This window comes from Planotetraspora sp. GP83 (genome assembly GCF_041262585.1).
GTDB lineage: Bacteria > Actinomycetota > Actinomycetes > Streptosporangiales > Streptosporangiaceae > JAOEGB01.
The window spans coordinates 175009-199126 of the sequence record NZ_JBGCBZ010000012.1; the positions used below are offsets into that span (position 1 = coordinate 175009).

At 65.5% G+C, this 24118-nt stretch carries 19 protein-coding genes; 13 read left to right on the plus strand and 6 right to left on the minus strand.

The genetic code is table 11. The features are described from left to right. The first annotated feature begins 51 nt into the window (after positions 1–51). Entirely contained in the window at positions 52–819 is a 768-nt protein-coding gene (locus ABH927_RS18795; protein WP_370023223.1) for a helix-turn-helix transcriptional regulator, read from the plus strand. Between the two features lie 187 nt (positions 820–1006). Here ABH927_RS18795 and ABH927_RS18800 read toward each other — a convergent pair whose 3' ends face one another. Next, on the minus strand, positions 1007–1969 hold the full coding sequence (locus ABH927_RS18800; RefSeq protein WP_370023225.1) for a zinc-binding dehydrogenase: 963 nt from the start codon (positions 1967–1969) through the stop codon (positions 1007–1009). 375 nt (positions 1970–2344) lie between these two features. Between ABH927_RS18800 and ABH927_RS18805 the strand changes: the two genes are divergently transcribed. Next, positions 2345–2776: a protein-tyrosine phosphatase family protein gene (locus tag ABH927_RS18805; protein WP_370023227.1), complete on the plus strand. Its 432-nt coding sequence runs from the start codon at positions 2345–2347 to the stop codon at positions 2774–2776. Between the two features lie 296 nt (positions 2777–3072). Next, positions 3073–4197 carry a serine protease gene (locus ABH927_RS18810; RefSeq protein ID WP_370023229.1) on the plus strand — a complete coding sequence of 375 codons (1125 nt, stop codon included), beginning with the start codon at positions 3073–3075 and terminating at the stop codon, positions 4195–4197. Between the two features lie 205 nt (positions 4198–4402). On the opposite strand, the gene ABH927_RS18815 is transcribed toward ABH927_RS18810, so the two are convergent. Further along, a complete protein-coding gene (locus tag ABH927_RS18815) occupies positions 4403–4864 on the minus strand; it encodes an SSI family serine proteinase inhibitor (RefSeq protein ID WP_370023231.1) in 462 nt (153 codons plus the stop codon). Positions 4865–5076: 212 nt separating this feature from the next. Here ABH927_RS18815 and ABH927_RS18820 point away from each other — a divergent pair, with 212 nt between their 5' ends. From ABH927_RS18820 to ABH927_RS18830, 3 genes are all read left to right on the plus strand, one after another. Continuing rightward, complete coding sequence (locus tag ABH927_RS18820) at positions 5077–6213, plus strand: serine protease (protein ID WP_370023233.1); 1137 nt, start codon at positions 5077–5079, stop codon at positions 6211–6213. Between the two features lie 482 nt (positions 6214–6695). After that, positions 6696–7874, plus strand: coding sequence for a serine protease (locus ABH927_RS18825; protein ID WP_370023235.1), 1179 nt, complete (start codon positions 6696–6698; stop codon positions 7872–7874). 211 nt (positions 7875–8085) lie between these two features. Further along, positions 8086–9300: a serine protease gene (locus tag ABH927_RS18830; RefSeq protein WP_370023237.1), complete on the plus strand. Its 1215-nt coding sequence runs from the start codon at positions 8086–8088 to the stop codon at positions 9298–9300. 155 nt (positions 9301–9455) lie between these two features. Here the strand turns inward: ABH927_RS18830 and ABH927_RS18835 are convergent, their stop codons facing one another. From ABH927_RS18835 to ABH927_RS18850, 4 genes are all read right to left on the minus strand, one after another. After that, the gene (locus ABH927_RS18835) at positions 9456–9815 is read right to left on the minus strand and encodes a hypothetical protein (protein ID WP_370023239.1); all 360 of its coding nucleotides are present in this window, start codon (positions 9813–9815) and stop codon (positions 9456–9458) included. Between the two features lie 106 nt (positions 9816–9921). Then, positions 9922–10194, minus strand: a complete 273-nt coding sequence (locus ABH927_RS18840; protein WP_370023241.1) for a hypothetical protein — start codon at positions 10192–10194, stop codon at positions 9922–9924. 134 nt (positions 10195–10328) lie between these two features. Beyond that, positions 10329–11090 carry a GntR family transcriptional regulator gene (locus ABH927_RS18845; protein ID WP_370023243.1) on the minus strand — a complete coding sequence of 254 codons (762 nt, stop codon included), beginning with the start codon at positions 11088–11090 and terminating at the stop codon, positions 10329–10331. A 3-nt stretch (positions 11091–11093) separates the two neighbouring features. Beyond that, entirely contained in the window at positions 11094–11828 is a 735-nt protein-coding gene (locus ABH927_RS18850) for a GntR family transcriptional regulator (RefSeq protein ID WP_370023246.1), read from the minus strand. 744 nt (positions 11829–12572) lie between these two features. Here ABH927_RS18850 and ABH927_RS18855 point away from each other — a divergent pair. The 7 genes from ABH927_RS18855 to ABH927_RS18885 all read left to right on the plus strand — a co-directional run bounded on the left by ABH927_RS18855 (position 12573) and on the right by ABH927_RS18885 (position 23931). Then, positions 12573–13826 (plus strand): serine protease, encoded by a 1254-nt coding sequence (locus ABH927_RS18855; RefSeq protein ID WP_370023248.1) that lies wholly within the window; start codon positions 12573–12575, stop codon positions 13824–13826. Positions 13827–14351: 525 nt separating this feature from the next. Next, positions 14352–15605 carry a serine protease gene (locus ABH927_RS18860; protein WP_370023250.1) on the plus strand — a complete coding sequence of 418 codons (1254 nt, stop codon included), beginning with the start codon at positions 14352–14354 and terminating at the stop codon, positions 15603–15605. Positions 15606–16257: 652 nt separating this feature from the next. Beyond that, a complete protein-coding gene (locus ABH927_RS18865) occupies positions 16258–17565 on the plus strand; it encodes a serine protease (RefSeq protein WP_370023252.1) in 1308 nt (435 codons plus the stop codon). Positions 17566–18088: 523 nt separating this feature from the next. Then, on the plus strand, positions 18089–19369 hold the full coding sequence (locus ABH927_RS18870) for a serine protease (protein ID WP_370023254.1): 1281 nt from the start codon (positions 18089–18091) through the stop codon (positions 19367–19369). A 519-nt stretch (positions 19370–19888) separates the two neighbouring features. Further along, complete coding sequence (locus tag ABH927_RS18875; protein ID WP_370023256.1) at positions 19889–21133, plus strand: serine protease; 1245 nt, start codon at positions 19889–19891, stop codon at positions 21131–21133. 225 nt (positions 21134–21358) lie between these two features. After that, on the plus strand, positions 21359–22552 hold the full coding sequence (locus ABH927_RS18880) for a serine protease (protein ID WP_370023258.1): 1194 nt from the start codon (positions 21359–21361) through the stop codon (positions 22550–22552). Positions 22553–22806: 254 nt separating this feature from the next. Further along, the gene (locus ABH927_RS18885; protein ID WP_370023260.1) at positions 22807–23931 is read left to right on the plus strand and encodes a serine protease; all 1125 of its coding nucleotides are present in this window, start codon (positions 22807–22809) and stop codon (positions 23929–23931) included. Positions 23932–24118 lie beyond the last annotated feature (187 nt).

Here is a 24118-nt window from a genome sequence, read left to right on the forward strand (position 1 = left end):
TCAGCGCAGCGCATCGCCAATGCCACTCCGAGCCGAAGGCGAGGAGAAGGAATGAGCCCGGTGTTCGGGCATGGACGGCTCCGGCTGTACCTGCTGAAGCTGCTTGAGGAGAGCCCACGACATGGCTACGAGGTGATCCGGCTCCTGCAGGACCGCTTCCTCGGCGTCTACTCCCCCTCCCCTGGGACGATCTACCCCCGGCTCGCGCGGCTGGAGGAGGAGGGCCTGGTCACCCACGAAGTCGTGGACGGCAAGAAGGTCTTCACCCTCACCGACAAGGGCAGGCACGAGCTGAACGACCGGATGGACGAGCTCGCCGAGCTGGAGCAGGAGATCACCGCCTCCGTCCAGGACATCGCCCGCGAGGTCAAGGAGGACGTGCGGCAGACCGTACGGTCGCTCCGCCACGAGCTCACCCAGATGGCCCGGGACATCAACAAGGACGCCGCACGGGAGAACCGCGACGCCTGGCGGGACCAGAAGGAGGAGTGGCGGCGGCAGCGGCAGCAGGCCAAGGACACGCTCCGCCAGCAGAAGGAGGAGTGGCGCCACCACAAGGAGCGGCTGCGCGAGGAAACCGAGCGCTGGCAGCGAGACTGGCGTCGCATCTGGGAGGAGACCTGGTCCCTGTCCGGGCAGCCGCCCCAGAGGGACGGCGGCCCGGTGCACGACGCCGAGCTCGGGCGCATGCTCGCCGACTTCGTCGCGGAGATCAGGCGGGAGGCCAGCGAGGGCGGGGTCACCGAAGCCGCGCTCGCGCAGTGCCGGGCCGTCCTGGACGAGGCCGCCCAGCGCATCCGCGACACCCTCCGCCCCTGACCCCCCGCCCGCCTCGTGGAAGGAGCGGCGATGAGCCCGTACGGCTGGCGCAACCCGTTTCTGCGGCTGCCGCCTCCCCCGCCGCGCGAAGCCTCGGAGGCCCCTCAGACAGGGGCTCTCCGGTTGGAGGGCGGGGGCACCGAGCCCGCCCTCCGGGAGTGCCGGGCCCTCCTCGACGTATAGCGGATCAGACAGTGAAGACGATCTTTCCGAAGACGTCGCCCTGGTACATCGCGGCGAAACCGTCCTCCGCCTGAGCCAGAGGAAGGACCCGGTCGATGACCGGCCGCACTCCTGTCTGCTCCAGGAAGACCGCCAGCCTGGCGAGCTGCTCGCGGGTGCCCATCGTGGACCCGATGATGGACTTCTGCAGGAAGAAGACCTGGGAGAGCTGCGTCGGAGCCACCAGACCACTCGTGGCCCCGCAGGTCACGATCCGGCCGCCGGGGCGCAGCGCGCTCAGCGAGTGGCTCCAGGTCGCTTCGCCGACCGTCTCCATCACGGCGTCGACTCGCTCCGGCAGCCTCGCGCCCGTCTCGAACACCCGGTCGGCGCCCAACTCCAGGGCTCGGGTGCGCTTCTCCTCTGAGCGGCTCGTCGCCCACATCCGGAACCCTCCGGCACGGCCGAGCGCGATCAGAGCCGTGGCCACGCCGCCGCCCGCGCCCTGGACGAGCACGGTCGAGCCCGGCTCCAGCCCGGCCTTGTCGAACAGCATGCGGTAGGCCGTCAGCCAAGCCGTGGGCAGGCAGGCTGCCTCCTCGAAGGTGATAGCCGCCGGCTTGGGGACGAGGTTGCGCCTCGGAACCGCGACCTTCTCGGCGAACGTTCCGTCGTGGACCTCCGACAGAAGGGAACGCTTGGGGTCGAGGGTCTCGTCGCCGTTCACGGGTGTGCCGATGACCGAGTGGACGATCACCTCGTTGCCGTCCTCGTCGAGGCCGGCGGCGTCACAGCCGAGGACCATGGGCAGTTGCTCCTGCCTGATGCCCACGCCCTTGAGCGTCCAGAGGTCGTGGTGGTTCAGCGCGGCGGCCTTGACGGTGACGGTCGTCCACCCGTCGGGGACCCCCGGCTCGGGATGTTCCCCCAGCGTCAGCCCCTTGAGCGGGTTGTCCGGGTCGGTCTGCGTGGCGGTTACGGCGAACATGCCAGAACATTACTCCGCCACCCAATCAAGATCACGTCAGGGGGGATCACCAGTACCCCCACCTCCTTTCCCGGACCTGCCTTCTGACCTGCCCCAGGCCTCGCTCCGGCACCGACAGGGAGTTGTGCGACAGGGGTCCATGAACACACCCACAGCCCGCACATATGCACGGCCGTCGACGCGGACCGGTCGGCCGCCTTGACGTGGCCCCCGCGGTGGACCCCCACTGGCTCAGTAGGAGCCGCGTCAGTAATGGGTCGGTCACTCAATCTCAAGCACTTTCGAAAAGGTGTACGGAAGGTGGCGAATGTCGCCGGCTCCCCGGCTCGACGTGACAATCGGCGTATGGCGGCGTTGCTCACTGGGGCGATTCAGATGCCCGATGGCACATGGGTGCGCGGGCGGGGCCTGCGGACTCCCGCACCGGGCGGACCCCTTCCCGAGTTCGGGCTCTACTTGGGCTCCGCCCGGCTGCGGCGCCGGCACGAGACGACCCTTGAGTGGCCGCACGAGTGGGTGCGCTGGCCCGACTTCCTGCTGCCCCTCGACTGGAACGCCGCCGCCGCGTCGATCGTCGACCTGCGCGAGCGCGCCCGCACGGGACGGCGGGTCGAGGTGGCGTGCAACGGAGGCGTGGGCCGTACCGGCACGGTCATGGCCTGCCTGGCCACGCTCGCGGGCCTGTCGCCGGACGGGGCCGTCGCCTGGGTCCGCGAGCATCACAACCACGGCGCGGTCGAGACTCCCTGGCAGCGCCGCTGGGTGACCTGGTTCTCCGCGAACAGCCCGACGCCGTCCGATTTGTGACGAGGATCGATCAGCGGGACCAAACAGAACCGCCGATGCGGATTCATGTCAATGAGAAGAAAGACCCGTCAAGAATGGCCGGTAAACCGGGCGAGCGACCCGCGCGACCGCCCGTCAAAATTGCCTCTGAGCTGCGCAGACGCCATCCATAACCGCTCGGCATCGATAACGGATAGGCCAATCTGCTGATTGTTCTGGTTATATCCGGAGCAAGAGGAAAGATCGGCTTATTAATGTTCGGAGCGTTTTCCTGACGAATGGGACGCACCCTCAGACGTCCCGGGGAAAGGAGCTCCATGATTTCCCGAGCACGGCGCCTCGCCATCCCCCTCGCCGGATCGCTTCTCGCGTTCGGCGTGGTCGGCGCCACCCAGTCGGCCTCCAGCGCTGCGGCCATCAGCGCCGGGCCGAACGACGTCACCGCCAAGCCGGCGTCGGAGTCGGCCAGTGACGCCGTCGCCTTCTGGTCACCCGAGAGGCTGCGGGCGGCCAAGGACTACACCGAAGAACTCGGCAACTCCGTCAAGGGCTTCGGCAAGGTCAGCAAGGCGACCCCCGACGGCAAGCCGGGCGTCGTCCCGCCGATCGGCGAGGAGAAAGGCACGTCCGGCAAGACCAAGCAGGTCAACCTGCCGAACACGGTCGGCCGGGTGTTCTTCACGCTGCCCGGCCAGAACCCGCTGGACCCGAGGAGCTGGAAGTACTGCTCCGGCACGTCGGTCCAGAGCCGGTACCACAACGTCGTGGCGACCGCCGGGCACTGCATCTACGACCCGGTGACCAACGACTTCTACGACCACTGGGTCTTCATCCCGTCGTACTGGGACGGCGACCAGGCGTGGGAGGGCAAGGCGCCCTACGGCATCTACCCGGCGCAGTGGTTCCAGGCGCACGACGACTTCGTGGTCAAGGAGGACTACGACTACGACTACGCGTTCGTCAACGTCGCCTCCGGCTTCAAGATCAAGTGGCAGAAGGCCGGCAACGCCTGGCAGCTCACCAAGACGGCCGTCGGACGCCTGGGCGACAACGTCGGCGGCCAGGGCCTCACCTGGAACCGCAGCACGAAGGTGAAGGTCTTCTCGTTCGGCTACCCGGCCGGCCCGCACCCGGACGGCGACCGGCCGTTCACCGGGCGCACGATGAAGTGGTGCTACGGCCAGACCAGCGCCATGCCGGCGGCTCCCAAGTACAACATCCAGGAGCACATCGGGTTCAAGTGCGGCATGACCGCCGGCGCCAGCGGCGGCCCCTGGCTGTACAACTACAAGAGCAAGAGCCGGACCGGTTACCTCAACGGCATCAACAGCGTGGCGTGGGACACCGACGGCAACGACCGCTACGACCGGATCTCGTCGCCGTACTTCAACGGTGAGACCTACGACGTCTACAAGGTGGCCGCCAACCGGTGGACTCCCTGAGGCGTGAGCGCCGCGTTCACCCGCACGGGCGCTGATCCGTACGCGGTGACACGCGCTCTCTGACCGCACGGCCATTCGGTCAGGCGCCGAGGGCCCGGTGGACGTCCATCCACCGGGCCCTCTCCGCAAGCGAGTCAAGCGACTCAAGCGGCTCAAGCGGCTCACATGGCTCAGATGCGCAGACGGCTCGGACGGCTCGGACGGCTCAGATGTCGAAGAGCGAGCCCGCCGTCGAGCGCAGCTCGCAGTCGTTGCCGAAGGTGTGCTCGAAGCGGACGAACCTGCCGTCCCAGATCCCGGTCGCCGTGACCGTGACTGGACTGAACATCATCGGGCAGTAGGTGTCACGGCTCGGCTGAAGGTTGGCCGGGTCGCCCTTGGCCTTCTCGAGGAGGGCACACGCCTCGGCCCGCGCGAGTCGAGCGCCGACCGACGGCGTGCAGCTCAGAAGGGCGTAGCGCTCCGGCGGCTGCGCCTTCTCTCCGCTCGCGACGGTCAGGATCACCGCCCGCACGCGAGGCGCGGCGAGATGAGATGTGGTCACCGGCGCGTAGCTGGTTTTCGCGGTCGCCGACGGCTGCGGCGGTGGAGGCACCGTCGCGGCGAGAGCGGTCGCGGGGCCGGTGGCGATAGCCGTACTGGCCAGTAGAGCAAGGAGTGGCTTCATTCGATCCCCCCGGTTTCGGCTGGTCGTCAGCCTTGCGGGAGGGGCACCCGCGAGCAAGCGTCCACTCCGCGCCCATGGGCAAATCTGACGTCCCCTAGATCCCTTCGGTTCCACTGGTTTCATAACAAGCTGGCCAAGAAGCTGTGCCGTAACCGTGTTGATCTGGAAAAATCACCCCTTACGATCGATATCCCCACGCCGGAAGGTTCCCAGTGGCCAGGCACCTCGCGCTCAGCATCGGTGGCGTCGTCGCCGCCGCGAGCGTGGTCGCCATGCTCGTGAACCCCGGTACGGCGGCGCCGGAGTCGATGCGGCCCGTCTCGGGAGGCACGTCGATCTCCCTCAAGGACGGGGTCAACTCCTTCGCCCTCGCCCCTTCGGCGGCCGACATGCAGCGGGTGGCGTCCTACTGGAGCCCCGAGCGGCTCAAGCAGGCCAGCATCTACGAACCCAGCACCAAGCCGTCGCCCACCGCCAAGACCTCGACCTCCGCCCTGGAGGTGGGGTCCGCGCTCAGCACGAGACCGACCATCACCACCACCACCGCCACAGCCACCAGCGGCGTCCGGGGCAGCGCCAAGGATCCGAGCGTGCCGCCCATGGTGGGCAAGGTGTTCTTCAAGCTCGGCGACAAGGAGTACTGGTGTTCCGCCTCAGCGGTGCACTCGCCGTACAAGAACCTGGTCGCGACGGCCGGGCACTGCGGGTTCTCTCTCCAGCAGGACAAGCCGGTCGAGGACTGGATCTTCATCCCGTCCTACCATGACGGCAAGGCCGACGCCGGGATCTACGTCGGCCACACGCTCTACATGCACGAGGACTTCGCGGGACAGGGTGACTTCGACCGCGACTACGCCTTCGTCACCGTGCACCGCGGCTTCACCTGGCAGCCCTACACCGCGGGAGGCAAGGTGCAGTATCGGTCCGTCGACGCCGGGCTGCTCGAGGACAAGGTGGGCGCCTTCCTCTTCGCCTCCAACAAGCCGACCGGGCGCGGCGCCTTCGCCTTCGGCTATCCGGCCGGCGCGCAGCCCGACGGCAGCCGGCCCTACTCCGGGCAGACGGTCAAGATGTGCTACGGCGTCACTGAGAAGCGGTTCGCCGTCGCCCCGACATGGCAGGTGGAGCACGGAGTACGCCTGCCGGGCTGCGCCTTCACCTCGGGAGCCAGCGGCGGCCCCTGGGTGATCGGCTACAACAGCGCCAAGCGGACCGGGTATCTCAACGGGATCACCAGCCTGACCTGGAACCTGAACGGCGGGGGCCGGGTGGACGCCATCTCCTCGCCCTACTTCAACACGCTCACCCAGCGCGTCTACCAGCGGGCCACCCGTCAGTCCACAAGCTGATCATCCATCCCGCACGCCCGCGCTCAACCCGCCACGCCCGCGCTCAACCGCCACGCCCGCGCTCAACCCGCGCACCGCGGGGCCCGGCTCTCCCGCGCCTGATTGCGCTCGCTCCGCTCGCGCGGGCCTTTTCCATGCCGTACGACGCCGTACGGCTGCCGCGAACGCCGCATCCAAAGAGGATTAGACGTGGCATGTCCCGAAACGGTGCCATAAATTCACTGTGATTTACATCACATAATGCACCCCGCCGACGTCGCGACACCCGGCCGACTTGACCGAGAAGTCCTCGGACACCACCTGCGCGAACGTCACAAGATGATCTCGGATCTGACTCCTGTTGTGAAGTATCACGGAAAGGTCACGCGACTCGGGCGGCCGAAATAGGTAAAGCGCTCGTAAATCCGGAGGGTAGTGTCCTGACTATCCCTTTACTGACGGATGGGGCGCATGTGGCGCCCCGCTATATCCCCAGGAGTTTCATGAACACCCGAGTCAAGCGCCTGATCCTCCCCATCGGGGGCGTCGCCGCCGCCGGCCTCATCGGGGCCACCCTGGCAGCGCCAGCTCAGGCCGCCGGTGACACGGCCTCGGACCCGCTGGCCACCAGCGGAATCGCCGCCAAGAACGTGGTCGCCTACTGGCTGAACCAGAAGGCGGCCAACCTCGTCAACGCGACGCCGTACGAGACCCAGGTCGTCGCCAAGCACATCTCCACGGGCGGCCCCTCGGCCGACAGCAAGCCCGGCGTCGTCCCCGCGATCGGTGACGAGAAGAAGTCCGGCGGCTCGTCCAAGAACGTCAACCTGCCCCGCACGACCGGCAAGGTCTTCTTCCGGGGCGCCGACGGCCGGCCGCACTGGTGCACCGCCACCTCGGTCCAGGCGCACTACCGCAACCTGGTCGCCACGGCCGGGCACTGCGTCTACGACACCGACAGCAACGCCGCCACCCTCGACCGCTGGGTCTTCATCCCGGGTTACTACCAGGGCAAGGCGCCCTGGGGCATCTACGTCGGCAAGCAGGCGTTCACGCACTACGACTTCGACGTGTACGAGGACGGCGACCGCGACTACGCGTTCGTGACCGTCTACAACGGCATCAAGGCCGGTCCGGGCACCAACCTGCGCGACACCGCGGAGTGGGACTGGAAGCAGGTCGACAAGGCGACCTACGACAAGTACGACCACCACATCCGCAAGTCCAAGGACGGCAAGTACTACGTCCTCAAGTTCATCGACCTCGGCCGGCTCGGTGACAACGTCGGCGGTCAGGGCCTGGCCTACAACCAGAAGCTCGGCAAGTCCGTCTACGTGTTCGGCTACCCGAGCGGGTCGCACCCGGACGGCAACTACGCCTACTCCGGCCGCACGCTCAAGTGGTCGTACGGCAAGACGTTCGCGGCCAAGGCCCCCGCGGTCAAGGCTGAGGAACTGGTCGGCGTGAAGTCCTCCTTCACCGGTGAGGGCTCCTCGGGCTCGGCGTGGCTGCTCAGCTACAAGAACAGCCGCCGCCTCGGCTACCTCAACGGCGTCACCAGCGGCGTGGCCGACACCAACGGCAACAAGCGCATCGACACCAGCGTCTCCCCGTACTTCGACGGCGAGCTCTACGGCGTCTACAAGGCCGCCGCCAACGTCTGGTCCGGCTCGATCGCCTAGTTCCACCAGCACCCCCCAGCAGAGGCCCGGCCGTCATCGGCCGGGCCTTTCTGCTGCCGCGGGCGGGCGTAGGAGGCACGGGAAGGCGCGGGGAGGCTCGGCGTGGGTGGTGCCGGCGGTGGAGGGCTGCGTGGTCAGCGATCTGCAAGCGGCGTGAAAGCACACATTCCTACCTTTTCCCTAGCACCCTCTCTCTCCTCTAAGGAGTCCCATGCACACCCGGGCCAAGCACCTCATCCTCCCCGCCATCGCGGCCGGCCTCCTCGGCTCCGCGCTGATCGCCCCCTCCGCCGCTTCCGCGGCTCCCGACACCGCCTCCGACCCGCTGGCCGGCAGCGGCATCGCGGCCTGGAACGTCGCCGCCTTCTGGTACGCCGAGAGCAAGGCCAACCTGATCGCGGCCACGCCGTACACCGTCGAGACCCAGGTCGTGGCCAAGCACGTCTCCAAGGGCGGCCCGGCCGCCGACGGCAAGCCGGGCAAGGTCGAGCCCATCGGCGGCAAGCCGAGCGGCCTCTCCAAGAACGTCAACCTGCCGAAGACCACCGGCAAGGTGTTCTTCCTCGACGCCGACGAGAAGCCGCACTGGTGCACCGCGACCTCGCTCCAGTCGCACTACCGCAACCTGGTCGCGACCGCCGGGCACTGCGTCTACGACACCGAGTCCAACGCGGCCACGTTCAAGTACTGGGTCTTCGTGCCGGGTTACTACCAGGGCAAGACCCCCTGGGGCATCTACGTCGGCAAGCAGGCCTTCACGCACTACGACTTCGACGTCTACGAGGACTTCGACCGCGACTACGCCTTCGTCACCGTCTACAACGGCCTGAAGGCCCCGCACGACGGGGGCGCCCTCCCGGGCGACTGGAAGAAGGTCTCCAAGGCGCAGTACGATAAGTACCGCGGCTACGGCACCTACACCCCCGCGGTCAACCAGTTCACCAAGAAGGACCTGCACGGCCCCGGCACGGCCGACGACGAGTACTTCATCTGGAAGTTCGTCGACGGCGGCCGTCTCGGCGACAACGTCGGCGGCCAGGGCCTCGCGTACAACCAGAAGAAGGGCGGCAACGTCTACGTCTTCGGCTACCCGAGCGGGTCGCACCCGGACGGCAACTACGCCTTCACCGGCAAGACCCAGAAGTGGTGCTACGGCAAGACCTGGGCGGCCGCGTCGTCCGACATCAAGGCCCAGGAGTTGCTCGCCGTGAAGTGCCCCTTCACCGGTGAGGGCGCCTCAGGCTCGGCGTGGCTGTACAAGTACAGCAACCCGACCCGCAAGGGCTACCTGAACGGTGTCACCATCGCTGTGTCGGACACCGACGACAACCAGCGCATCGACACCAGCCTGTCGCCGTACTTCGACGGCGAGCTCTACGACATCTACAAGCACGCCGCCAACCTCTGGTCGGGCTCCATCGCCTAGACCGTTAGATCCCCGCAGGGCCCGGCCACCATCGGCCGGGCCCTGCGCCGTCGTGGGCTCGAAATTCACAACTCAAATAGACAAGAAATCGACAAGCACCTGTCGCCACGCTGCCGGTTCTCTCCTCAACCTCAACGCTGCGGCGAGTCCGGCGGCTACCGAGCATGGCCGAGCAGTAGGAGCCGCCGAAGATGTGCTGCTTTCGCGGTCACAAGCCAGGCGCTTTCACGTACAGCTGCACCTTCCGGCGCCCTGACCGTACGCCTGACGAGCATCAGGCCACCGGAGGCGCAGAGCTCGTAGATCGTGGCCTTGCAGTCACATGTGTGGCGGCGAACACGGACCCGGTTGCAGCGAGCCATGGGCGCAATCCACGCGATCTTGTCGTGCGCCATCTGCAGCGGCGCCACGTGGACGCCATGAAATGACGGCGGAAGGTTCACCTGGATCTGTGCGCCACGCAGACCATTGCGGCTGTCCCCCAGCGACTCGGTCGCCGTGTCGAACCGACCCATGGATGTCACTCCTCTTAGATCAGGGGCACGGCAGCGGGGATGTGGGTTGGCAGCGCATCCGGAAACGCGCTTCTCGCGTGTTGCTCCGACCTCGCAGGCCGAGAGGCTAACGACCGACCTCAGCGAGCACTCGCTCGATCCGGTCGGCAGCCGCAACGAGGTCGGTGACGGGAGTGATGCGCTTCCAGAAGAAGGAGAACCACAACCTGCCGTCCACGTCCGGGACGGCCAGGATGCTTTCCGTTAGGACCGGCGCCTCGGTATTGACCACAGTAAGAGCGGGGGTGGAGCCATCTTGCACGCACAGCCGTACGGCGAAGCGTCTCGTTTCGAGCTCTACGGCCAGTTCCCGCAGGTAATCGATGGGGTCGACGCTCATCGTCGTCTCCTCCTCGCGCCAGTCCTGTGCTGCCCCTTGCACCCGCAACATTATTACCTTAGTGGGTAAGGTAGCAAGGCTTGGACACCGACGGCTCCTAGCGGAATTCGGACGGATACAGCCCTGAAGAAGAGTCAGTTCACCTGTTGGCGGTAGACCAACTCGTAGAGATGCCCTCCCTTCACCAGGATCTGCGCCTCCACAGGCCGGACGTGATCCGCGTAGACGACACGGAAGGTGCGAATCACGGGCACGTCATCGGGCAGCTCCAGCACCTCCAACTCTTGGGTAGTGGGCAACCGCACCGACAGGTTGTCCACCCATTCCCGAGGAGGAAATCCCAGATCCGCGAGCAGCCTGGGCGTACCACCGGCAATCTTGCGGCGCTCCATCAAGGGCGTGCCTTCGGCGATGGCAAGGGGGTGATAGATCCATGCGAGTTCCGCAGGAGCGTCATCCAGCATCAAGACCTGGTGACGCATCGACACCCTGTCGTTCTCAGCCATCCCGAACGCGAGTGCCACATTCACCGGAGGCTGGACCTTGGCGACTTCGAGCAGACGTATCGTCCCTCGCTGGGACCGCTTCGCCGCTTCCGTCATCCACGGATACGCCTCGCTTTCCCCGGTTGGCGGCATGTATGAGGCAGGCGAGACCGCCAGCGCCAAGTCCTCTCGGACATACACTCCGACCCCGGCACGTCCCACGACGAAGCCCTCGTCCTTGAGAACGTTCAGGGTGCGCTGGACAGTCTGGCTCGTGATGCCGTACTGGGCCATGAGCTGCTGGGTCGTCGGCAACCGGGCGCCAGGCGCCAGATCCCCCGACATGATCAATGCCCGGAGCTCCGACGCTATCTGCTGGTGACGCGGGCGCCCGTCAATCTTCCGGATCATGGATCAACCAACCTTCAAGCTGTACCGGAAATGACGCCCTTCCGGCACCATCGTCATCACGGACACCTCGAACGGCACGCCATCCGCCGACCTCACCAGCCGGACCAAAAGGATCACAGGTGCCCCCTCTTCCAATCCCAGCGCCTCCGCCTCGGCCGCCGTGGCGGGCCGTACAGTAAGGTCCTCGATCACCTCGCTCGGCACGTGTCCCAGCTGCGCGAGCAGTGTCGGCGCGCCACCGGGAATCTTGCGCGCCGCCGCAAGGCCGGTTCCGGCCGCGACCGAGAGCGGGTAGTAGGAGTCGGTGAGCTCAACGGGACGCTCGTCAACGAGCATGACACGGCGACGGACCACCGCAGTTTCTCCCTCTGGCAGCCGAAGAGCACCTGCCACCAGCAGAGGAGGGACGACCTCTGCCACCTCGCGGAGCAGTTGAGAACCCTGTCGGCCGTTAACGGCGAGTTCCTCGGTCCACGCGTCGGTTTGGCCGGCTGCGCGTGGAGATACGTACGAGGCCGAACTGCCGACCCACTTCTCCGGCCCCCCTGGCTCACTCACGGGACTCAACTCCAATACCAGCTTAGGTAGCAAGGACGTATGGCTTACAACCTTAGTTGTGACCTTGCCAGCATCGTGAGTGCCCGGCCTAGCCTTCGCTACCTCAACGGCATGCCCGAGAACATCTCCGACACCGACGGTGGCAACCGCATCGACATCGAAGTCGATCCCGCACCTCAACGGCGGGCTCTACGGCTTGATCGCCTGCAGGGAGGGTTCAGCCCTGAACGATGAGAGTTCCGCTTTGAGGTGTCCGGCTGTCCACCATCCCTTTTGGCATTCCACCACAAAAAGGGGTGGGACTTTCGTGTAAACCAAAGGCATCCGATAAACGACGTTGCCGGATAACCGTCCCTTCGGGACGAACGGCGACAGGAGTCTCCCGGCCCCGGGCGCTCCGTCCTTACGTCTCAATCAGCCGGCATGCCGCACGGGCATGCGAGCGCCACGCCGCAGCGGAGCCGCCGGTGACGCGCCTCGGACCGCACAGTGATCGCCAGAGTGACGGGATGACTACGAAAACACTGTTCAGGGGGCTTGCGCAGCGGCTGGACACAGTCGTTCCCGATGGGCGGAGCCATCACGATTGATGGCGCCGTGGGCGACAGGGACCGCACTGGTTCCCTTTCAATGGTGTGATCCTCGTCACAGTTTTCGACCACAAAGTCTTGTGGAATCAGTCGACAAACCGGAGCAGAAAAAGGCTCGGAGATCGCCCAGCTGCCTCGATGTCGAAAGCTCCCGACCGATATTCGGCTTATCTGGCCTGCACCTCAATAACGGAATGGTCACGACAACCTGGGCGCTCCCGACGGGGGGTTTATGCCGCTTTTACGGGCCAAACCGGGAGCTGTAGAGTCTGCGCATCCCTTTCCTGACGCATGGGGCGCATGAGGCGTCTCACGACAGACCAAGGAGTTCCCCATGAAGCGCACTCTCGCCTTCGGTGGCGTCATCGCCACCGCCGGCCTCCTGGCCTCGGGCCTCGCGGCCCCGGCTCAGGCCACGCCCAAGGACGTCGCCAGCGACGCTCTGGCCACCAACGGCATCGCGGCCTATGCCGTGGTCGGCTACTGGTACGCCAACCAGGCTGCCAACCTGATCGGTGCCACGCCGTACAACGTCGAGACCAAGGTCGTCGCCAAGCACATCTCCAAGGGCGGCCCGGCTCCCGACAGCAAGCCTGGCATCGTCCCGGCCATCGGCGACGAGAAGAAGGTCGCGGCCAAGTCCAAGAACATCAACCTGCCCAAGACCACGGGCAAGGTGTTCTTCGACGGCGCCGACGGCCTGCCGCACTGGTGCTCTGCCACCTCGGTCCAGTCCGCGTACCACAACCTGGTCGCCACGGCCGGGCACTGTGTCTACGACACCGAGAGCAACGCCACCACCCTGGACAACTGGGTCTTCATCCCCGGTTACTACCAGAGCAAGACCCCGTGGGGCATCTACGTGGGCAAGCAGGCCTTCACCCACTACGACTACGACGTCTACGAGGACGGCGACCGCGACTACGCGTTCGTCACCGTGTACAACGGCCTCAAGTTCAACCACGACGGCGTGGTCCCCTACGTCCCGGACAACCCCGGTCAGTGGAAGCCGGTGTCCTACGACACCTGGAAGCAGTTCCCGCCGGAGTTCAAGAAGTCGTGGACCTGCCAGTACAACAACCACTACTTCGTCTGGGCTTTCGAGGACGCAGGTCGTCTGGGTGACAACGTCGGCGGTCAGGGTCTGGCCTACAACCAGAAGGTCGGCAAGCCGGTCTTCGTGTTCGGCTACCCGAGCGGCTCGCACCCGGACGGCAACTACGCCTACTCCGGCGCCACGCTCAAGTGGAGCTACGGCAAGACCTTCGGCGCCAAGGCTCCGGAGATCAAGGCTGAGGAGCTCGTCGGCGTCAAGTCGTCCTTCACCGGTGAGGGGTCCATCGGCTCCTCCTGGCTGGTCGGCTACAAGAACAACCGCCGTCTCGGCTACCTGAACGGTGTCACCATCGGCATCGCGGACACCGACAGCAACAACCGCATCGACACCAGCGTCTCCCCGTACTTCGACGGCGAGCTCTACGGTGTCTACGGCGCGGCCAAGAACCTTTGGTCGGGTTCGATCGCGGTTCCGTTCGAGTCGCCCGCGATCCCGCACCCGACGTCGTCGCCGTCGGCGCCCCCCGCGTAAGTTCGCTCGCAAATTGGCCCGGCCGCCAGCCGGGCCTTTTGTTTTCCTGGGTAAGACGGCTTTCCCGGGCCTTCGACTTGCCGCCGCCTCAGCATCCCCAGTTCTGTGAGTGACACTTCTACAGAACTCGCGGCGCTCTGCTGTAAACCAAATGCCCCGGTCGGACGACGGCGTCCAATCTCAGCTTGTCACCACCACGGAGCCCCAGGTCAGCCGGTGATCATCCTCCCTTCAGTAGTCATGTGATCTGCGTCACACCCTCGGCTCGCAGACATTCCGCAACGCTGGTAAGCAGCCGTCAAAGGGATTGTGGAATGGGCGCACGCTGCGGAAACGGCGACGGCGACAACCACAGAGCGGCTGTCATCCTGTCAACCCGAAAATAAAGAGTCGGTCGTCGGCGAGCCAGTCGCAAGAAACTCTTCTGCAACCCCTTAAACGCGCCTTATGTGCGCTATCTTCTGCCTATCCCTTTACTGACGCATGGGGCGCATGAGGCGTCCCACGACAGACCAAGGAGTTCCCTTGAAGCGCACTCTCGCCTTCGGTGGCCTCGTCGCCACCGCCGGCCTCCTGGCCGCAGGCCTCGCCGCCCCGGCTCAGGCCACCCCGCAGGACGTCGCCAGCGACGCTCTCGCGACCAACGGCATCGCCGCTTACGAGGTCGCTGCCTACTGGAAGGCCAACAAGGCGGCCAACCTGATCGGCGCCACGCCGTACGACGTCGAGACCAAGGTCGTCGCCAAGCACATCAGCAAGGGCGGCCCGGCTCCCGACAGCAAGCCCGGCATCGTGCCGGCGATCGGCGACGAGAAGAAGGTCGCCGCCAAGTCGAAGAACGTCAACCTGCCCAAGACCACGGGCAAGGTGTTCTTCACGACTCCGGACGGCCCGGACGCGGACAGCCGCCCCGACCGTCACTGGTGCTCGGCCACCTCGGTGCAGTCCGCGTACCACAACCTGGTGGCGACCGCTGGTCACTGTGTCTACGACACCGAGACCAACGCCGCGACCCTCGACAAGTGGGTCTTCATCCCCGGTTACTACCAGGGCAAGACCCCGTGGGGCATCTACGTGGGTAAGCAGGCCTTCACCCACTACGACTACGACGTCTACGAGGACGGCGACCGCGACTACGCGTTCGTCACCGTGTACAACGGCCTCAGCTTCTACCACGACGGAGTGGTCAAGCCCTTCGACGAGAACCCCGGTGCGTGGCGGGAAGTCTCTCGGGCGACCTACGAGAACTTCAAGAACCAGTTCCGCTACTGGGAGGGCCCGAACTACTACTGCGAGCACGAGAGCCACTACTACGTGTGGGCCTTCGTGGACGCGGGTCGCCTGGGCGACAACGTCGGTGGGCAGGGTCTGGCCTACAACCAGAAGATCGGCCAGCCGGTCTTCGTGTTCGGCTACCCGAGCGGGTCGCACCCGGACGGCAACTACGCCTACTCCGGCGCGACCCTCAAGTGGACCTACGGCAAGACCTTCAAGGCGACTGCGGCCGAGATCAAGGCCGAGGAACTCCAGGCCGTCAAGTCCTCCTTCACCGGCGAGGGCGCGCTCGGCTCGTCCTGGCTGCTGAAGTACAACAACGGCCGTCGTCTCGGCTACCTGAACGGTGTCACCATCGGCGTCTCCGACACCGACGGCAACAACCGTTACGACACCAGCATCTCCCCGTACTTCGACGGCGAGCTCTACGGCGTCTACAGCGCGGCCAAGAACCTCTGGTCCGGCTCGATCGCGGTTCCGTTCGAGTCGCCCGCTCTGCACTAGTAGTCACGGTCAGAGGTCCAAACTCTGATTCGAAATCTGCATCACCTTAAGGGCTCGGCTTTACAGCCGGGCCCTTTCGGCTTTCCTGATGTCAGTTTCGGATTGGCACACTCGGGCGGCTTCGACGGGCCTCCCGACACTGCGGGGCCGGCCGGGATCGCGTGAAACGGATGCACGCCGGACCAGCAAATGCCGAGAGGCTCTCCTCCATGTCTTCCAGGGGAACAATGTGAGGCTCTGCCTGCGGAGATGCGAACGGCGATCTCGCAGGTGATGGCGCACACCCGGGGTGACGGCGCCTGCTGGGGCGGGTCACCAAGCAAATTTAGACGCCCAACAGCGGTGAGCGGTGCCATCCAAGAGCTGTGATTTACATCACACTCTATTTATTGATCTTAGTCAGATTAATCCTCATTGTCATGAAAAGAAGAGCTGCGATAGCCATCTAGCTGGGCGAACAAGCGAAAGCCTTCGCTGACTTGAAAGCTTGCTGTGCGTCAGTCAGATAACGCGAACATCTCGGCGACTAGCCCGTCCGATGAGCCGGGAAAGCAGGGCTACCAGATAAAGATCGCGATATATGGTGCTCACTATCCCTTTACTGACGCATGGGACGCACGAGGCGTTCCACGACAGAGCAAGGAGCTCCCCCATGAAGCGCACTCTCGCCTTCGGTGGCCTCGTCGCCACCGCCGGCCTCCTGGCCTCCGGCCTCGCCGCCCCGGCTCAGGCCTCCGGTGACGTCGCCAGCGCCCCACTGTCCGCCACCGGCATCCAGGCCAAGAACATCGCCGCGCTCTGGCTCGCCGAGAACGCGGCCAACCTGATCGCGGCCACGCCGTACGACGTCGAGACCAAGGTCGTCGCCAAGCACATCAGCAAGGGCGGCCCGGCTCCCGACAGCAAGCCCGGCATCGTGCCCGCAATTGGCGACGAGAAGAAGGTCGCCGCCAAGTCGAAGAACGTCAACCTGCCCAAGACCACGGGCAAGGTGTTCTTCGCCGACGGGTTCAAGCTGGAGACGGTTTCCCGGACCGACGGTGAGCGCACGTACACCTACCAGCGGCCGGTAGCCATCAACCCGCACTGGTGCACCGCGACCTCCGTCCAGGCCGCGTACCACAACCTGGTCGCCACGGCTGGTCACTGCGTGTACGACACGGAGTCGAACAAGGCCACCCTGAACTACTGGGTGTTCGTCCCGGGTTACTACCAGGGCAAGACCCCGTGGGGCATCTACGTGGGTAAGCAGGCCTTCACCCACTACGACTACGACGTGTACGAGGACGGCGACCGCGACTACGCGTTCGTCACCGTGTACAACGGCATCAAGCTGCCCCCGAACGGCTTCGCCGAGGCTTGGCGGATCCTCAAGCGTGCGCTCTACACGGGCGACTGGACCGAGGTCAAGAAGTACGTCGACTTCAAGGAAGTCGACAAGGCGACCTACGACGCGTACGTCAAGGAAGGCGTCCTTCCGGCGGGCTACGAGAAGGACTCGCAGGGCCACATCCACTACTACGTGCTGAAGTTCACTGACGCCGGTCGCCTGGGTGACAACGTTGGTGGGCAGGGTCTGGCCTACAACCAGAAGATCGGCCAGCCGGTCTTCGTGTTCGGCTACCCGAGCGGGTCGCACCCGGACGGCAACTACGCCTACTCCGGCAAGACCCTCAAGTGGAGCTACGGCAAGACCTTCAAGGCGACCGCGGCCGAGATCAAGGCCGAGGAGCTCCAGGCCGTGAAGTCCTCCTTCACCGGCGAGGGCGCGCTCGGCTCCGCGTGGCTGCTCAAGTACAACAACGGCCGTCGTCTCGGCTACCTGAACGGTGTCACCATCGGCGTCTCCGACACCGACGGCAACAACCGTTACGACACCAGCATCTCCCCGTACTTCGACGGCGAGCTCTACGGCGTCTACAGCGCGGCCAAGAACCTCTGGTCCGGCTCGATCGCCTAACCTCCGGCCTGCGGAGACAAAGCGATCAGTGAGTCAATGACTCACACAGCATCACAGCATCACCGCAGGGCCCGGCTCCCCAGCCGGGCCCTGCGCCATCTCACGGCGAAGACGCAGCGAAGTCGGCTCAGGCTCTGTATGCTGCGCAGTGATTCGAGGCCCCGGCGCACAGCGCCGGGGCCTCGCGCCGTTTGGGGCACTTAGACGTACGGCACACGCGATCGGTGCCATGACAGCAATGTGAGTTACATCACACACTTTAGTCTCCACAGTAACCAGGGCCACAACGAACCCAAATTACTCAAGGTCACAATCTGACCCGTGATCTGCGGAGATATCCACCCATGCGGCAAGGATTTCAAACCACGTCAGGGGTAACGGATTGGTCTCGGCGTCGCCGATGGTCATGAACGTCGGTCAAGCGGCTTCCGCCTCGCAAGATCGCGCCTGTATGTTCCTGGCTATCCCTTTACTGACGCATGGGACGCATGAGGCGTCTCACGACAGACCAAGGAGTTCCCCCATGAAGCGCACTCTCGCCTTCGGTGGCCTCGTCGCCACCGCCGGCCTCCTGGCCTCGGGCCTCGCTGCCCCGGCTCAGGCCGCGGGTGACGTCGCCAGCAAGCCGCTCGCCTCGACCGGTATCGCCGCGAAGAACATCGTGGCCTACTGGTATGCGAACGACGCGGCCAACCTGATCGGCGCCACGCCGTACAACGTCGAGACGAAGGTCGTCGCCAAGCACATCAGCAAGGGCGGCCCGGCTCCCGACAGCAAGCCCGGTGTGGTTCCGGCCATCGGTGACGAGAAGAAGGTCGCCGCCAAGTCGAAGAACATCAACCTGCCCAAGACCACGGGCAAGGTGTTCTTCGAGGGCGCCGACGGCAAGCCGCACTGGTGCTCGGCCACCTCGGTGCAGTCCGCGTACCACAACCTGGTCGCGACCGCTGGTCACTGTGTCTATGACACGGACTCCAACGCCGCGACCCTGGACAACTGGGTCTTCATCCCGGGTTACTACCAGGGCAAGACCCCGTGGGGCATCTACGTGGGTAAGCAGGCCTTCACCCACTACGACTTCGACGTGTACGAGGACGGCGACCGCGACTACGCGTTCGTCACCGTGTACAACGGTCTGAAGGCTCCGCACGACGGTGTGCCCCACGGCAACGACAAGCCGGTGAAGTCGGCTACCGGTGGGACCGGCTGGGAGAACCTGGGCGGCTGGACCGAGGTCACCAAGGACGTCTACGACCAGTACAAGGGCGCGGACACCTTCATCGGTGACATCGCCGCGGTCGACGGTCCCGACTACAACGACGTCGACAAGGACGGAAACAAGACCGAGACGGTCACGCACTACTTCGTCTGGAAGTTCGTCGACGCCGGTCGCCTGGGTGACAACGTCGGTGGGCAGGGTCTGGCCTACAACCAGAAGATCGGCTCGCCGGTCTTCGTGTTCGGCTACCCGAGCGGGTCGCACCCGGACGGCAACTACGCCTACTCCGGCAAGACCCTCAAGTGGAGCTACGGCAAGACCTTCAAGGCGACCGCCGCCTCCATCAAGGCCGAGGAGCTCCAGGCCGTGAAGTCCTCCTTCACCGGCGAGGGCGCCCTCGGTTCGTCCTGGCTGCTGAAGTACAGCAACGGCCGTCGTCTCGGCTACCTGAACGGTGTCACCATCGGCGTCTCCGACACCGACGGCAACGACCGTTACGACACCAGCATCTCCCCGTACTTCGACGGTGAGCTGTACGGCGTCTACAGCGCGGCCAAGAACCTCTGGTCCGGCTCGATCGCCTAACCTCCGGCCTGCGGAGACAGCGATCACCCCAGTCAGGGGTCCAAACCCTGACTGACTGCTTCACCACGGGGCCCGGCTTGACCGCCGGGCCCCGTGCCATTCCCAGCCGCATAGGCCGCATACGAGGTGTCCGTATGAGGCCCAGCGATCGAGGCCCCGGCGACAGCGCCGGGGCCTCGCGCCGTTGAAGGCCTTAGACGCACCCCGCGCTCGATCGGTGCCATGACATTAATGTGATTTACATCACATGTTGGAGACCTCAAAGAGCATCATAGCCGCCAACATGCTCATACAACCTAGGTCTCCCCTGACTTCTGATCTGCGGATATGTCGATCCAGACGGCAGAAAGCGCAGCCGCGACCTTGCGTAACGGAGAGGTCTCGGCGTCCTTCGCGGTCACAGACCGCAGTCAACCGCCTTCCATGCCGCAAGATCAATCACTATGGTCCTGACTATCCCTTTACTGACGCATGGGACGCATGAGGCGTACCACGACAGACCAAGAGGAGTCTCCCCCCATGAAGCGCATTGTCGCCTTCGGTGGCGTCGTCGCCGCCGCCGGCCTCCTGGCCGCTGGTCTCACCGCCCCCGCTCAGGCGTCCGGTGACGTCGCGAGCGACCCGCTGGCCTCGACCGGCATCGCCGCCTGGGGCGTCGCCGGGTTCTGGTACGCGCAGGACGGCGCCAACCTGGTCAACGCCACGCCGTACAACGCCGAGACCAAGGTCGTCGCCAAGCACATCTCCAAGGGCGGCCCGGCTCCCGACAGCAAGCCCGGCATCGTCCCCGCCATCGGCGACGAGAAGAAGACCGCCGCCAAGTCGAAGAACATCAACCTGCCCAAGACCACGGGCAAGGTGTTCTTCGTGGGCGCCGACGACAAGACGCCGCACTGGTGCACCGCCACCTCGGTGCAGTCCGCCTACCACAACCTCGTCGCGACGGCCGGGCACTGTGTCTACGACACGGAGAGCAACGCCGCCACGCTGAAGAACTGGGTGTTCGTCCCGGGTTACTACCAGGGCAAGACCCCGTGGGGCATCTACGTCGGCAAGCAGGCCTTCACCCACTACGACTACGACGTCTACGAGGACGGCGACCGCGACTACGCCTTCGTCACCGTCTACAACGGCCTCAAGGCCCCGCACGACGGGCGCGACGTCGAGCACACCTTCGTCGAGGTGTCCGAGGACGCGTACAACAAGTACCGCGCCGCTGCCCCGAACGTCTACGTCGCCGACAGCTGGACTCACAAGGAGCAGGTCAAGGACGTCGACGACGTCGACAAGGACGGCAACAAGACCGAGCTGATCACCAAGTACTACGTCGCCAAGTTCACGGACGCGGGCCGCCTGGGTGACAACGTCGGTGGGCAGGGTCTGGCCTACAACCAGAAGATCGGCTCGCCGGTCTTCGTCTTCGGTTACCCGAGCGGGTCGCACCCGGACGGGCAGCACGCCTTCTCCGGCAAGACCCTCAAGTGGAGCTACGGCAAGACCTTCAAGGCGACCGCGGCCTCGATCAAGGCCGAGGAGCTGCAGGGCGTGAAGTCCTCCTTCACCGGTGAGGGCTCCCTCGGCTCCGCGTGGCTGCTCAAGTACAACAACGGCCGTCGTCTCGGCTACCTGAACGGTGTCACCATCGGCGTCTCCGACACCGACGGCAACGACCGTTACGACACCAGCGTCTCCCCGTACTTCGACGGTGAGCTGTTCGGCGTCTACAGCGCGGCCAAGAACCTCTGGTCCGGCTCGATCGCCTAGTCTCCCGCTACGGAGATCCGAGGGGGCACACGCCCCTGACTCACCGCTTCACCCACAGGGTCCGGCTTTCCCCGCCGGGCCCTGTGGCGTTTCCGCATATATCCATCGCCGGCCGCGCCGCAGGATTCGTATCCGACATGAAATCTGTGCGCTGTATGTTCCCTTGCATCCCTTTACTGACGATGGGGCGCAGGAGACGTTCCACGTACAGCGCGAGGAGTTCTCTTGCTGCGCATCCTCATCACAGGTGTGATGGCGGTCGGTCTGCTCGGAGCCGCCGTTCAAGCTCCCGCCCGCGCCTACGACATCACCGCGACCGACGTCCTCGCCACCCAGGCACAGGTCGCGTCGGTGATCGCCTACTGGCTGAACGGCGACGGCCAGGCCCTCGCCGCCGCCACGCCGTACCTGCCGGAGAGCAGGATGGTGGCGAGGCGCGTTTTCACGGGCGGCCCGTCCCCCGACGGGCGGCCAGGTCTCGTCCCCGGCGCGGACCCGGAGCGCAAGGCCGCGACCCGATCCAAGAACGTCAACCTGCCCAGGACGACCGGCAAGGTGTTCTTCCACGGCGCGGACGGCAGGCCGCACTGGTGCTCGGCCACCTCCGTCCAGGCCGACTACCGAAACCTCGTCGCCACGGCCGGCCACTGCGTCTACGACATCGGATCCGCCGCGGCGTCCCCGGCCGCGACGTTGCGGGACTGGGTGTTCGTTCCGGGCTACTACCAGCGGAGAACGCCCTTCGGCGTGTACGTCGGCAAGCAGGCGTTCACCCATCACGACTTCGCGACGTACCGGGACCTCGACCGCGACTACGCCTTCGTCACCGTCTACAACGGGCTCGCGCCGAGCTGGGGCAGGTCCCTCAATGAGGCGCAGTACAACGCGTTCAGCGGCGGCGTGAAATACAAGGTCCTCTCGCGCACCGCGACCACGTACGTCGGCGTCAGGCTCACCGACGCCGGACGCCTCGGCGACCGGGTCGGCGGACAGGGCCTGGCCTACAACCAGCAGGTCGGCAGGCCCGTCTTCGTCTTCGGCCACCCCACCGGCACGCTTCCTCCCGGGAACGCGCCGCAGCCCGACCGCACCCTCAGATGGTCGTACGGCAGGCCGTTCAAGGCGCAGGACCTCTCCGTAAAGGCGGAGGAACTGATCGGCGTGCGGTCGGGGGCCATGGACGCCTCGGGAGCCGCCTGGCTGGCCGGATACCGGAACAGCCGCCGCCTTGGATACTTGAACGGCCTCACTCTCGGCGTCTCGGACGCCGACGGTGACGACCGCGCCGACACGAGCGTCTCGGCCTATTTCGACGGAGAGCTCTACGGCGTCTACAGCGCGGCCCGTCACCTGTGGTCCGGCTCCGTCCCGTTCAACGGGGCATACGAGATCACAACGCCGGTTCGCTCTCTTCTCTAAGGGCTCTCCAAGGCCCGAAAGCCCGCCCTTAGGCATGCCCGAAAAAGGGCCTTTCGGCATGCTCATCGGCGGCATTCACGCAGGTCGCCAAGTTACAAAAGCGGTACAGAACGAGAAACTTCCAAATTCTCGCGATCTCTTCTTATGTCGGACTTATCGCCAGGTGCCTCCGTGCTGTAAGTTCCTTGACATCCCTTTACTGACGCATGGGGCGTAAGTGGCGTCCCACGTACAGCGCGAGGAGCGAACCCCTCATGAAGAAGCGCGTGCTTCTCCCCCTCGGCGGCGTCATCGCCGCCGCCGGCCTGACGGCCGCGTCCCTGGCGGTGCCGGCTCAGGCCGCGCCGACCGCGGCCACCGCGAAACTCGCCTCCGGATCCCAGGTCTCGGACGTCCTGGAGTTCTGGCTGGGCAACTCGGGTGCCAACCTCAAGGCCGCCGACCCCTACGGCCTCGAGCACAAGGTCGTGCCCAAGCACGTCTCCACCGGAGCTCCGGCGGCGGACGGCAAGCCGGGCATCGTGCCGGCGATCGGCGACGAGAAGAAGACGGTCGCCAAGTCGAAGAACGTCAACCTGCCGAAGACGGCCGGGCGCGTGTTCTTCACCCTTGGCAACGGCATCTACTCGTGCTCCGCCTCCTCGGTGCAGTCGCAGTACCACAACCTGGTCGCCACGGCCGGGCACTGCGTCTACGACATCGACGGCAACGGCCACACCGTCGACAAGTGGATCTTCATCCCGGGCTACTACGACGGTAAGGCGCCCTGGGGCACCTACATCGGCAAGCAGGCCTTCACCCACTACGACTTCGACGTCTACGAGGACGCCGACCGCGACTACGCCTTCGTCACGGTCTACAACGGCATCCGGCTCGACGCGGAGAAGTCCACCGCCGAGAAGAAGCTCTGGACCGACGTCGGCCGCCTCGGCGACAACGTCGGCGGTCAGGGCCTCGCCTACAACCAGAAGATCGGCCAGCCGGTCTTCGTGTTCGGCTACCCGGCCGCTCCGCACGACGACGGCAACTACGTCTGGACCGGCGAGAAGCTGAAGTGGTGCTACGGCAAGACCTTCGGCCCGGTCAGCGAGGCGTCGGTCAAGGTCGAGGAGCAGATCGGCCTGAAGTGCTCCATGACCGGCGGGTCCTCCGGCGGCCCCTGGATCCTGAAGTACAGCAGCGCCCGCCGTCTCGGCTACATCAACGGCGTCACCAGCCTCGGCGGGGACACCGACAACAACGGCCGTAGCGACCTGATCACGTCGGCGTACTTCGACGGCGAGACCTACGGCGTCTACAAGGCGGCCTACCCGCTGTGGTCCGGCTCGTACGTCCGCAAGGACGGCACGCTGGGCCTCACCGAGGTTCCGCCGCTCTGAGCATGCCGTACCAGGCCGTTTCATAAGCGGTGAGCACAAGCAGAGGCCCGGCCGTTTCGGCCGGGCCTCTCGCATTGCGGGACGTTTTAGACGTGGGCCGCGAGCGGCCGGTGCCCGCCGCAAACTGTGATGCTTGTCACACTGAGGAGCGGCAACTTTCTTGGAACCGTCCTAACGGTATTTCCGG

Coding starts and splice junctions, on each gene's coding strand:
- ABH927_RS18840 (WP_370023241.1), bottom strand. CDS start 10,194: ATGAGCGTCGACCCCATCGATTACCTGCGGGAACTGGCCGTAGAGCTC.
- ABH927_RS18815 (WP_370023231.1), bottom strand. CDS start 4,864: ATGAAGCCACTCCTTGCTCTACTGGCCAGTACGGCTATCGCCACCGGC.
- ABH927_RS18795 (WP_370023223.1), top strand. CDS start 52: ATGAGCCCGGTGTTCGGGCATGGACGGCTCCGGCTGTACCTGCTGAAG.
- ABH927_RS18870 (WP_370023254.1), top strand. CDS start 18,089: ATGAAGCGCACTCTCGCCTTCGGTGGCCTCGTCGCCACCGCCGGCCTC.
- ABH927_RS18825 (WP_370023235.1), top strand. CDS start 6,696: ATGAACACCCGAGTCAAGCGCCTGATCCTCCCCATCGGGGGCGTCGCC.
- ABH927_RS18805 (WP_370023227.1), top strand. CDS start 2,345: ATGCCCGATGGCACATGGGTGCGCGGGCGGGGCCTGCGGACTCCCGCA.
- ABH927_RS18830 (WP_370023237.1), top strand. CDS start 8,086: ATGCACACCCGGGCCAAGCACCTCATCCTCCCCGCCATCGCGGCCGGC.
- ABH927_RS18865 (WP_370023252.1), top strand. CDS start 16,258: ATGAAGCGCACTCTCGCCTTCGGTGGCCTCGTCGCCACCGCCGGCCTC.
- ABH927_RS18855 (WP_370023248.1), top strand. CDS start 12,573: ATGAAGCGCACTCTCGCCTTCGGTGGCGTCATCGCCACCGCCGGCCTC.
- ABH927_RS18800 (WP_370023225.1), bottom strand. CDS start 1,969: ATGTTCGCCGTAACCGCCACGCAGACCGACCCGGACAACCCGCTCAAG.
- ABH927_RS18835 (WP_370023239.1), bottom strand. CDS start 9,815: ATGGGTCGGTTCGACACGGCGACCGAGTCGCTGGGGGACAGCCGCAAT.
- ABH927_RS18885 (WP_370023260.1), top strand. CDS start 22,807: ATGAAGAAGCGCGTGCTTCTCCCCCTCGGCGGCGTCATCGCCGCCGCC.
- ABH927_RS18810 (WP_370023229.1), top strand. CDS start 3,073: ATGATTTCCCGAGCACGGCGCCTCGCCATCCCCCTCGCCGGATCGCTT.
- ABH927_RS18875 (WP_370023256.1), top strand. CDS start 19,889: ATGAAGCGCATTGTCGCCTTCGGTGGCGTCGTCGCCGCCGCCGGCCTC.
- ABH927_RS18845 (WP_370023243.1), bottom strand. CDS start 11,090: ATGATCCGGAAGATTGACGGGCGCCCGCGTCACCAGCAGATAGCGTCG.